11 protein-coding genes are annotated in these 12,312 nt (G+C 26.6%); 8 read left to right on the plus strand and 3 right to left on the minus strand.

Annotated features, from left to right (window positions below):
• Positions 1-151 precede the first annotated feature (151 nt).
• From D9V66_RS00470 to dapE, 4 genes are all read left to right on the plus strand, one after another.
• Entirely contained in the window at positions 152-1,372 is a 1,221-nt protein-coding gene (locus tag D9V66_RS00470) for a beta-ketoacyl synthase N-terminal-like domain-containing protein (protein ID WP_158365500.1), read from the plus strand.
• Between the two features lie 263 nt (positions 1,373-1,635).
• Complete coding sequence (tal, locus tag D9V66_RS00475) at positions 1,636-2,586, plus strand: transaldolase (RefSeq protein WP_158365501.1); 951 nt, start codon at positions 1,636-1,638, stop codon at positions 2,584-2,586.
• A 54-nt stretch (positions 2,587-2,640) separates the two neighbouring features.
• A complete protein-coding gene (gene tkt, locus D9V66_RS00480; RefSeq protein ID WP_158365502.1) occupies positions 2,641-4,638 on the plus strand; it encodes a transketolase in 1,998 nt (665 codons plus the stop codon).
• A gap of 109 nt (positions 4,639-4,747) precedes the next feature.
• Positions 4,748-5,875, plus strand: coding sequence for a succinyl-diaminopimelate desuccinylase (gene dapE / locus D9V66_RS00485; RefSeq protein ID WP_158365503.1), 1,128 nt, complete (start codon positions 4,748-4,750; stop codon positions 5,873-5,875).
• Between the two features lie 118 nt (positions 5,876-5,993).
• On the opposite strand, the gene D9V66_RS00490 is transcribed toward dapE, so the two are convergent.
• Entirely contained in the window at positions 5,994-6,182 is a 189-nt protein-coding gene (locus tag D9V66_RS00490; protein WP_261979321.1) for a hypothetical protein, read from the minus strand.
• A 58-nt stretch (positions 6,183-6,240) separates the two neighbouring features.
• Entirely contained in the window at positions 6,241-7,125 is an 885-nt protein-coding gene (gene dapA / locus D9V66_RS00495) for a 4-hydroxy-tetrahydrodipicolinate synthase (RefSeq protein ID WP_158365505.1), read from the minus strand.
• A 185-nt stretch (positions 7,126-7,310) separates the two neighbouring features.
• On the opposite strand from dapA, the gene bcp reads away from it, so the two are divergent.
• Positions 7,311-7,781, plus strand: coding sequence for a thioredoxin-dependent thiol peroxidase (bcp, locus tag D9V66_RS00500; protein ID WP_158365506.1), 471 nt, complete (start codon positions 7,311-7,313; stop codon positions 7,779-7,781).
• A 95-nt stretch (positions 7,782-7,876) separates the two neighbouring features.
• On the opposite strand, the gene aroC is transcribed toward bcp, so the two are convergent.
• Positions 7,877-8,938 (minus strand): chorismate synthase, encoded by a 1,062-nt coding sequence (gene aroC / locus D9V66_RS00505; RefSeq protein WP_158365507.1) that lies wholly within the window; start codon positions 8,936-8,938, stop codon positions 7,877-7,879.
• 218 nt (positions 8,939-9,156) lie between these two features.
• Here aroC and smrB point away from each other — a divergent pair, with 218 nt between their 5' ends.
• The 3 genes from smrB (at position 9,157) to hisD (ending at position 12,311) form a co-directional block, all read left to right on the plus strand.
• Positions 9,157-9,690 (plus strand): endonuclease SmrB, encoded by a 534-nt coding sequence (smrB, locus tag D9V66_RS00510; protein WP_158365508.1) that lies wholly within the window; start codon positions 9,157-9,159, stop codon positions 9,688-9,690.
• 408 nt (positions 9,691-10,098) lie between these two features.
• The gene (gene hisG, locus D9V66_RS00515; protein ID WP_158365509.1) at positions 10,099-10,998 is read left to right on the plus strand and encodes an ATP phosphoribosyltransferase; all 900 of its coding nucleotides are present in this window, start codon (positions 10,099-10,101) and stop codon (positions 10,996-10,998) included.
• A gap of 8 nt (positions 10,999-11,006) precedes the next feature.
• Complete coding sequence (gene hisD, locus D9V66_RS00520; protein ID WP_158365510.1) at positions 11,007-12,311, plus strand: histidinol dehydrogenase; 1,305 nt, start codon at positions 11,007-11,009, stop codon at positions 12,309-12,311.
• Position 12,312 lies beyond the last annotated feature (1 nt).

The following is a 12,312-nucleotide window of genomic DNA, read 5'->3' on the forward strand; positions in this document are numbered from 1 at the left end:
AAATTTTTATATGAGTGATGAGAATTAAAATTTTACTTAAGAATAAGAATTATATTTAATATATTTATAATATTTTTTATGCAAGTGATATTTTTTTATGTAAAAATTTAAATTATATACATAATTGTTTTTTTTAGTGTAAGGATTAATAGTGAAACGAGTAGTAATTACAGGTTTTGGTATTGTTTCTAGTATTGGTGATAATGAAAACGAAGTGTTTAATTCATTGTATAATGGAAATTCTGGTGTTGTTTTTTCAGAAGATATGAAAAAATTAGGCATGCGTAGTCAAATTTGGGGTAATGTTAAACTAAAGGAGAAAAATATAATAAAAAAAAAAGCATCTCGTTTTATGAATGATGCTTCTAAATATTCTTTTATATCTATGATAGAAGCTATTAAAGATGCCAAAATAACAACTGAACAGTATCAAAAAAATCCTCGTGTAGGATTAATCGCTGGTTCAGGATGTAGTTTTCCAAAATATTATACGCATAATATTATGAGTTCTATGAAAATTCCAGATAGTGTAAATCCTATTAGTCCTTATCTTGCAATTAAAACAATGCCTTCTGGAATATCATCTTGCTTATCTACCTTATTTAAAATTTATGGAGTAAGTTACTCTATTAGTTCAGCATGTTCTACTTCTGCACATTGTATTGGAAATGCATTTGAATTAATTAAATCTGGAAGTCAAGATCTTGTTTTTGCAGGTGGAGCTGACGAAATTAGTATAGAGCTAGCTCGTGAATTTGATATGATGAAAGTGTTATCATCCAAGTTTAATAATAATCCCAAAGTGGCATCCCGTGTTTACGACCTCAATCGTGATGGTTTTGTGATTTCAGGTGGTGCAGGAATTTTAGTTATTGAAGAATTAAACTTTGCTTTATCTCGTTCTGCTAATATTTATGCCGAAATTATTGGATATGCTGCTACTTCTGATGGTAAAAACATGGTTTTGCCGTCAGGAAAAGGAGCTATTCGTTGTATGAATTTAGCTCAAAAAGAAAAAAATATATCTATTGATTATCTAAATGTACATGGAACTTCTACTAGAAAAGGTGATTTAATAGAGTTAAAAGCAATTAAAGAAGTTTTTTTAAATAAGAAAATGCCAATGATTTCAGCAACAAAATCAATAACTGGTCATGCATTAGGTGCATCAGGAGTTCATGAAATTATTTATATATTACTAATGTTTAAATACAATTTTATAGCTCCAACAATTAATATTAAAGAAATAGAACCGTACGCAAAAAATATGAATATTATTCAAAAAACTATTGACATAGAAATCAATACAGCAATGTCAAATAGTTTCGGTTTCGGCGGTACGAACGTGTCATTAATAGTAAAAAAATATTAATTTTTTTCATGTTTAATAATTTATAAAAAATTTTTTTTGTGTTTATATAAATGAGAATAAAAAGTGTTTTTTCAAATGAATAAATATTTTTTTAAATATTTTTAAATAAGAAAATCATTTTAATATTTACAGTATTAAAATGATTTTTTTCTTATTAATAATTAATTATTAGTTACTATTGAATAAAATATATATTTTTAATATATGATTTAAATATATTAAAATTTAAATTTTTTATAGTTATCAAAATAGAGAATAAAAACATGAATCAATTAAGTGCATTAAAAGAATTTACAACTGTTGTTGCAGATACTAGTGATATAAAATCTATATGTAAATACAAACCAGAAGATGCAACTACTAATCCATCTCTAATACTTCAAGCGATAAGTTCAAACAATAATCAATTTTTTATTGATCAAGCAATACAATATGGTAAAAAAAAAGGAGGTTCATATAAAGATAAAATAATTCATGCAAGTGATAAAATATTAGTTGATCTTGGAGTAGAAATTTTAAAATATATACCTGGTTATGTTTCTAGTGAAGTTGATGCTCGTTTATCTTTTAGTACAGAAAAATGCATTTTAAAAGCAAAAAAAATAATTGATTTATATGAAGAACAAGGAATCATGAGGAATAGAGTTTTAATCAAATTAGCAGCTACATGGGAATGTATCAAAGCCGCCGAAGAACTTAAAAAAGAAAATGTCCTTTGTAATTTAACGCTTTTATTTTCTTTTGCACAAGCACGTGCTTGTGCAGAATCAAACGTATTTTTAATTTCTCCTTTCGTTGGACGTATTTATGATTGGTATGTTTCTCAAAAATTAATATCAAAGTCTTCTAAAGAAAAAGATCCTGGTGTTATATCAGTTTGTAAAATATATGATTATTATAAAAAACATAATTACAAAACTATAATTATGGGTGCTAGTTTCCGTAATATTCAACAAATATTATATTTATCTGGATGTGATCGATTAACTATTTCACCTATTTTATTAAAAGAATTAGAATCTAATAATGAAAAATTAAAAAGAAATCTTATTCCAAATAATGTTTTTTTAGCTAAACCTAAAGCTCTTTCTGAAGAAGAATTTAGATGGGAACATAACCAAGATGCTATGGCAGTAGAAAAATTATCTGAAGGTATACGAAATTTTGGAAGAGATCAATTACTTTTAGAAAAAATACTTTCTAAAAAAATGTAATCTTATTCAAAATAAGAAGTATTAAAATTTATTTTGTATGTTTAAGGAAAATGTATGTGTTCACGAAGAGAATTAGCTAATGCAATTCGTATGCTCAGTGTAGATGCTGTTCAAAAAGCACAATCAGGACATCCCGGAATGCCTATGGGAATGGCAGACATTGCTGAAGTCTTATGGAGAGATTTTTTAAAACACAATCCGGAAAATCCTAATTGGAATGATCGTGATCGTTTTATACTCTCCAATGGACATGGTTCAATGCTATTGTATAGTCTTTTGCATCTTACAGGATATAAATTATCAATAGAAGAACTAAAGAATTTTAGACAACTTAATTCAAAAACTCCAGGACATCCTGAAATAGGTGAAACACCTGGTGTTGAAATAACAACTGGTCCACTAGGACAAGGTTTAGCTAATGCCGTTGGTATGGCTATTGCAGAGAGAAACTTAAGTTCTTATTTTAATCGACCAAACTATGATATAGTTGATCATTATACTTGGGTTTTTGTGGGTGATGGTTGTTTAATGGAAGGTATTTCTCATGAGGTTTGCTCTTTAGCAGGAACTTTAAAGCTCGGTAAGTTAATTGTTTTTTATGATAAAAATGGTATTTCTATAGATGGTAAAGTGTCTAATTGGTTTACAGATGATACAGTAAAACGTTTTGAATCTTATAACTGGCATGTAATTGATAACGTAAATGGTCATGATTCAGAATCTATAAAAAAAAGTATAAAAGAAGCAAAATTAATAAAAAATAAACCTTCAATTATTATTTGTACTACAATTATCGGTTTCGGATCTCCAAATAAATCAGGTACAGAAGAATCACATGGAGCTCCTTTAGGAGAAAAAGAAATTTTCTTAACAAGAGAAAAATTAAATTGGAACTATCCTCCTTTTGAAATACCTAATAAAATTTATAAAAAATGGAATTGTACAAAAAAAGGTTCTGATTTTGAAAATGAATGGAATAAAAAATTTTCTTTGTATAAAAATGATTATCCTATTTTAGCAATAGAATATTTAAGACGAGTCAATAATAAATTGCCTGATGATTGGCATAAAAAAACTAAGAGTTATATTTTTTCTTTGCAAAAAGACAAAAAAAACATTGCTAGTCGACAAGCTTCACAAAATACATTAGAAGAATTTGGAAAAATATTGCCAGAAATGATTGGTGGATCAGCAGATTTATCACCTAGTAATTTAACTATATGGTCTGGTTCTCGTTCTGTTTTAAAAAATTTATCTGGTAATTATATTCATTACGGAGTTCGCGAATTTGGAATGACAGCTATTGCTAACGGTATATCTCATCATGGTGGTTTCATTCCATATACTGCTACTTTTTTAATTTTTTTCGAATATGCACGCAATGCCATTCGTATGGCTGCTTTAATGAATACAAAACATATTTTTGTATATACTCATGATTCTATTGGTTTAGGTGAAGATGGTCCTACACATCAACCAATAGAACAGTTAGCAAATTTACGCATGACTCCGAATATTGATGTGTGGAGACCTAGCGACCAAGTAGAAACTGCAATAGCTTGGAAAAATGCTATCGAAAAAAGATCAGGACCAACAGCAATTATCTTATCACGTCAAATATTATTTCAATCTAACAGAAATTCTAAACAATTAAAAAATATTTCTTGTGGAGCATATGTATTATATGATTCTAAAGAATTACTTGATTTAATTTTAATATCAACAGGTTCAGAAATACATATTACTTTACTTGCAGCAAAAAAAATTACTTCTTTAGGATATTCTGTACGTGTCGTTTCAATGCCTTCTACTAATGTTTTTGATAGACAAGACAATATATACAAAGAATCTATATTACCCTCTTATGTTACTAAAAGAATTGCTGTAGAAGCTAGTATAGAAGATTTTTGGTATAAATATGTGGGAATCAATGGTTTAATTATTGGCATGAAAACTTTTGGTGAATCTGGTCCTGCAGAAGAATTATTTAAAAAATTTGGTTTTACCGTAGATAATATAGTACATCAATCACTAATTTTATTACAATCTTAATTTTTACTTAATCATTATTTAATCATTATGGGGCTTGATTATTGCCCCATATATTTTTAAGCTTAAAAATGAATTTCACAATAAATTAAAAATTAATTTAGGAAAAGATATGATTTGTCCAATCACTAAATTAGCACAAAGATTAATTCGTATTCCATCTCTCAGCCCTCAAGATTTAGGTTGTCAAGATATTATTATAAAGCGTTTACGCAAAATTGGATTTCAAATTAAAGTTATTAATATTAAAGATACAAAAAATTTTTGGGCTTTTAGAGGATCAGGAAAAACTTTAACATTTGCAGGTCATACAGATGTAGTCTCACCAGGAGAAGAAAAAGATTGGCATAGTAATCCCTTTGATCCAATTATTAAAAATGGTGTTTTATTTGGAAGGGGATCTTCAGATATGAAAGGTGCATTATCTTCGATGATAATTGCTACTGAAAGATTTATAAATAAGTTTCCAAATCATACAGGACGTTTGTCTTTTCTTATTACTTCAGATGAAGAATCTCATGCAAGTAACGGTACTATTAAGGTAGTAGAATATTTAACTTCTAGAAATGATATGATTGATTATTGTATCGTAGGTGAACCATCTAGTACTTTTATAGTAGGTGATGTTATAAAAAATGGTCGACGTGGTTCAATTACAGCAAATTTAACTATTTATGGGATACAAGGACATATTGCTTATCCTGATTTAGCTGATAATCCAATACATAAAGGATTACCTATTATTTTAAAAATATTATCAGTAAAATTAGATAATGGAAATAATTTTTTTTCACCTACTATTATAAATATTGCAAATATTCATGCAGGTGATGGTACTAACAATATTATTCCAGGGACTTTATTTGTTCAATTTAATATTCGTTTTAGTACAGAAATTTCTGATTTAGAAATTAAAGAAAAAATTACAGATATTCTTAATAAAAATAATATTAATTATACCATAAAATGGTTTCTTTCAGGTCAACCCTTTTTTACTAAAAAGGGTATTTTAGTAGATACTGTAATAAAATCCATTATGCATTTTAATAAAAAAGCTCCTATTTTATCTACTTCCGGAGGAACTTCTGACGGAAGGTTTATTGCATTAATGGGTTCTGAAATAGTAGAATTAGGATTGACTAACAATACTATTCATAAAGTTAATGAATGTGTAAAAATATGTGATTTACAGTTATTAAGCCGTATGTATGAAAATATTATGATAGAATTATTTACTTAATTTGTTTAAGTTGTATTTAAAAAATATTATCTTTAAGTTTTTTATACAGTGATGCAGAGTATCATAAAGATAATCTGCACCAATTACTACGTGATTAAAGTTTAATTCAAAAAATATTTTATATAGGAGGAAATATATCGTAATTTTCTTTTTCTAGATCTTTATCTGTATAGGGAATATTGTATTCTTTATTTTTTTCAGGAATCGTAATTCCTTTTGGAACTAATAATGTTTTTAATTGCTTTTTACTTTCATTGAAAAAAAGATTATTATCTTTTTCTAAATCTTTTAATGTACAAGATGTCATTAAAAATAAATTTAAAAATTGAAATATAATTATAATTTTGAAAAATATTTTATTTTTTTTAATATTTTGTAATATTAGCATGTTGAATTGCTTTTTCAAGTTTTAATTGCGTATAATTTGAAGCAGAAGTCATTGGTAAACGAAGTGTATCGTATTTTATTAATCCTATTTTTTTAGCTAACCATTTTATTGGGATAGGATTAGGTTCTATAAATAGTGCTTCGTGTAATAATATTAAACGTTTATTTATAGATCTTGCGTTTACGAAATCTCCCTTTAGTGCATATGAACAAATTTGCACCATTTCCTTTGCTGCAATATTAGCTGTAACTGATATAACACCTTGACCTCCTAATTGTATAAAGTCTAAAGCGGTTGTATCATCTCCACTAATTAACAAAAAATCGTTTTCGACTAATTCTTTAATTTTATTAATTCTTGATAAATCACCTGTTGCTTCCTTAATGCCTATTATATTACTTAAATTAGATAACCTAGCAACTGTTTCTGGTAGTAAATCACATCCAGTACGACTAGGTACATTATATAGAATTTGTGGTAAATCAGTATTTTCTGAAATTGCTTTAAAATGTTGATATAATCCTTCTTGTGTTGGTCTGTTATAATACGGTGTGACAGTTAAACAAGCAGAAATACCAGATTTTTCAAATCTTTTAGTTAAAGATATAGCTTCTGTTGTAGCATTAGCTCCTGTTCCTGCAATGATTGGAATACGATTATCTGCTAATTCTAAAGTAAGCATAACAATGTTTATATGTTCTTCTTGACTTAGTGTTGCAGATTCTCCAGTGGTTCCAATAGAAACAATAGCTTTAGTGTTATTAAATACATGATAATCAACTAACTTTTTTAAACTAGCACGACAAATTTGACCTTTTTCATCCATGGGTGTAATTAGTGCAACAATACTTCCTGTGAACATTAGCTGTCCTCCTTTATAAAACAACACGTTACGGTCTGTTTGAGATATATCTAAAATAAAGTATATAGATAATAAATATAATATTTTAAAAATATAATTAATTTTTTTAAAATGATTTTGATACAAAACAAGAATATATTATTTTAATATTTATTGTTTTCATTATATAAGGAATGTATTATACAATGAACATACTTAAATCTGGAACTATTGCTCCACAGTTTATTTTACCTAATCATAATAAAAAACTAATACAATTATCAGATTTTTTAGGTAGAAAAGTATTACTTTATTTTTATCCTAAAGCTATGACTTCAGGTTGTATAATACAAGCTTGTAACATACGAGATAATATAGAATTTTTTAAGAGTAAAAATATAGAAATTTTAGCAATTAGTCCTGATCCTATTGATAAATTGTTATCTTTTAGAAATAAAAAAATGCTAAATTTTAATTTATTATCTGATCAAGAATACCTTGTTAGTAAGAAATTTGGTATTTGGGGTGAAAAATATTTTATGGGAAAACAATACTATGGTCTTCATCGAACTAGTTTTTTAATAAATGTTGTCGGTATAATTGAAAAAGTATTTTTTAAATTTCAATGTCACAAACATCATAGTATTGTTATAAATTATTTAAATGATATTATATAAATATAAATTATAAATGTTTAATAAAACAAGCTACTAAAATAAACATAATTTAGTAGCTCTATTATTTAATAACAAGTTATTTTTTAAAAAATTTATTATTTACCACATTGAGCTCTGAAACGTAATAAATGATCCATTAAAACAATTGCGACCATTGCTTCAGTTATTGGCACCGCACGAATACCTACACATGGATCATGTCTGCCTTTAATAGTTATTTTTACTTGTTCATTGTTTGTATTTATTGTATTACCTATTTTTCTAATACTAGATGTAGGCTTGAATGCTACTTTTAAAATAATATTTTGTCCGTTACTAATACCGCCTAAAATACCTCCAGAATGATTACTGGAAAAACCTTGTGTTGTCATTTCATCACGATGTTCACTTCCTTTTTGATTTACAACTAAAAAACCATCTCCAATTTCTATTCCCTTTGCAGCATTAATACTAATCAACGCATGTGCTAAGTCAGCATCAAGACGATCAAAAACTGGTTCTCCAAGTCCTATAGGAATATTTTCAGCAATAATTGTAACTTGAGCTCCAACAGAATCACCTGTTTTTTTTAAATGTTTAATTAATTTCTCCAGTTCTGGTATTTTTTCAAAATCAGAACAAAAAAAATCATTTTTTTCTACTTCTTCCCAAGATTTCAGTGAACAATTTATATCACCCATAGCTGATAAATATGCACGTATGGTTATACCATGTTTTTGTTGAAGATATTTTTTTGCAATTGCTCCTGCTGCGACTCGCATAGCGGTTTCACGAGCAGAAGATCTTCCTCCTCCACGATAATCTCTTATGCCGTATTTTTTTTCATAAGTATAATCAGCATGTCCTGGTCTAAATAAGTTTTTTATATCACTATAGTCTTTAGAACGTTGATCGCTATTATTAATAATTAATCCTATACTAGTACCAGTTGTAATTCCATTAAATATTCCAGAAAGTATATGAACTTTATCTAATTCATATCGTGGTGTAGTATAACGAGAAACACCAGGACGTCTGCGATTTAAATCATATTGTAGATCTTCACAAGACAATTTCAGACCTGGTGGAGTTCCATCAACTATACATCCTAATGCTTCACCGTGTGATTCACCAAAAGTAGTTACACAAAATATTTTACCAATTGTATTTCCAGACATTTTTTTTTATATTATTAAAATTGAATAATATAACTATACAGAATAAATATAAAAAAATGATTTTTTATTTTTTAAAATATTAAAAAAATTTATTTATATAAATATTAATTTTTTTAAAATTACTAATGACAAACTTTTTATTTGTTGTTTTTATAAAAACTAAATTATATAATTAATTCAAAATATATAAAATCAAACATTAATTTTTGGTAAAAATTATGAATAAAAATAGTCGCTATACTATTGACAAAAATATTTTGTTTCGCCAATGGTTAAATGATACCCGTGAGATTGTACAAGATACTATTTTTCATTCTCGAATTCATAAACAAAATGATAAACATATTATTTTTAAACGTAATATTTTTGAACAAGATGCTCATAGTCATTATTTTTCTAATAGAAATAAAAAAGATTTTTTTAAAGATAATCCAGTTTCTTATATTCGTAATAAAAATTCATTTAATATTTTACAAAATTTGAAAAATGGAAAATATAATCCAGATATTTTTTTAGATTTACATGGATTAACTCAATATCAAGCACAAAAAGCTTTAGGTGAATTAATTACAACATGTCAAAAAGAAAAAATATTTTGTGCACATGTTATGCATGGACATGGTAAACATATTTTAAAAAAACAAATTCCCTTTTGGTTGTCTCAACATCCAGATGTTATAGCTTTTCATCAAGCACCTAAAGTTTTTGGAAGTGATGCTGCAATTATAGTGATAATTGAAATTAGTGTTTAGATGAAAAAATATTAAAGTATTTTTTTAAGAGAATTGATTCATATAAATATTATAATATTCTCTATTTTTTATTTTTTTAAATTTAAACTTCTATTCAATAGAAAATAATTTTTAATTTTTTTGATTTCTTAGATCGTGTTTTTTATAAAAAATAGTAGTTTTTTCTTTTTAATTTAAAAATTCTTTAAATTTTTTTTTAAAATTAGATTTTATGTTTTTGTATAATAAATAATTTTTATTTATTATATTTTAGTTTTACGATAAAATTATTTAATCTATATTTAATATTTAATCATAATTTTTTTAATACAATAACTATAAACCTTTTAAAAGCCCTTATTTTTTTGGGTTTTTTATTTTTTAAAAGTATAAATTTGCATTTTGTAAAAAATTTAAGGAATTTTTAATATGTTTGATAATAATCGTATACGTATAGCAATGCAAAAAACTGGGCGATTAAGTAGTGATTCTATTAAGTTATTGACATGTTGTGGAATTAAAATTAATTTAAAACAACAAAAATTGATAGCTTTTGCTGAAAATATGCCTATCGATGCTATGTTAGTGCGTGATGATGATATTCCTGGATTAGTAATGGATGGAGTAGTAGATCTTGGAATAGTTGGAGAAAATGTTCTTGAAGAAGAATTATTAAATAGAATATCACAAAAATCAGAACATTCTTACATAACTTTAAGACGTCTTGATTTTGGAATTTGCAGATTATCTTTAGCTGTTCCAGTAAATAGTACGTATTCTAATATAAATTCTTTAAAAAATATGAGAATAGCTACTTCTTATCCTCATTTATTAAAAAAGTATTTAGATGAGAAAGATATTTCATTTAAATCTTGTATGTTAAATGGATCAGTAGAAGTTGCACCTAGAGCTGGTTTAGCAGATGCTATTTGTGACTTAGTTTCAACGGGAGCGACATTAGAAGCTAATGGTTTACGTGAAGTTCAAGTGGTATATTGTTCTCGTGCATGTCTTATTTGTAAGACTAGTGATATTAATAATATAAAAAAAGAAGTGATTAATAAATTAATGACACGTATCAAAGGCGTAATTAAAGCTCGTGAATCTAAGTATATTATGTTACATGCACCAGTAAATAAACTAGAAGAAGTAATATCTTTATTACGTGGAGCAGAAAGACCTACTATTTTAAAATTAGCTGGTGATGATAATCGAGTAGCAATGCATATGGTAAGCAGTGAAACATTATTTTGGGAAACAATGGAAAAATTAAAATCTTTAGGTGCAAGTTCTATTTTAGTTTTGCCAATTGAGAAAATGATGGAGTAAAAATTATAATGGCATATTTTAAAAATATTTTTCATTGGGATAAATTAAATTTTAATGAACAAAAAAAAATATTATCAAGACCTGTACTAAAAGAAAGTAATAATATAAAAAAAACTGTAAAAAAAATCATAGAAAATGTTATCACTAAAGGTGATAAAGCATTAAAAAAATATTCTATTTTATTTGATAAATTTTATTTAGATAAATTACAAATCCCTGAAGAAAAAATTTCTTCATCTTCATTCACTTTGAGCGAAAAATTAAAAGATTCAATTTTAGTTGCAAAAAAAAATATCACATCTTTTCATGAAGCACAAATATCATCAACAATAGATATCGAAACACAAAATGGAGTACGTTGTCAACAGATCAGTGTGCCTTTAAATTCTATCGGAATTTATATTCCTGGTGGAACAGCACCTTTATTTTCAACTGTTTTAATGTTGGCAATACCTGCTAAAATTTCTGGATGTAAAGAAATTATACTTTGTTCTCCTCCACCTATTAGTAATAAAGTTCTTTATGCATCACATGTTTGTGGTATTAATAAAATTTTTCAAATTGGAGGAGCACAAGCAATAGCTGCACTTGCTTTTGGTACTGAAAGTATTCCTAAAGTAGATAAAATTTTTGGTCCTGGTAATGTTTATGTAACAGAAGCAAAATTGCAAGTTAGTTCTGTTTTTAATGGATCAGAGATAGATATGTTAGCAGGACCATCAGAATTGTTAGTTATTGCTGATGAAACAGCGAATCCAGATTTTATTGCTGCTGATTTACTGTCCCAAGCTGAACACGGTATGTCTTCTCAAGTAATTTTATTAACTCCATGCATTAAATTATCACAAAAAGTAGTTATTTCTCTTAATCAACAAATAAAAAAATTATCTAGATTATCAGAAATTTCAAAAGCACTAAAAAACAGTATGATTATCATTGCTAAAGATATAACACAATGTGTTTATATATCAAATATTTATGCTCCTGAACATTTAATTATTCAAACAAAAGATCCAAGAAAAATACTTAATCATATTTCAAATGCTAGTTCTATTTTTTTAGGTCAGTGGTCTCCTGAATCTGCAGGTGATTATGCATCTGGTACGAATCATGTTTTGCCTACATATGGAAAATCTATTACTAATTCTGCTTTAGGATTAGCTGACTTTCAAAAACGTATATTAATTCAAGAACTAACATCTCACGGATTAATAGAATTATCTAAGACTCTTGAAATTTTATCTTCTGCAGAAAAACTTGACGCTCATAAAAACGCCGTAAAAATTCGAGTAGATTTTTTAAAGGAAAAATAAA

Source organism: Buchnera aphidicola (Brevicoryne brassicae), from assembly GCF_005082825.1.
GTDB classification, from domain to species: domain Bacteria; phylum Pseudomonadota; class Gammaproteobacteria; order Enterobacterales; family Enterobacteriaceae; genus Buchnera; species Buchnera aphidicola_AK.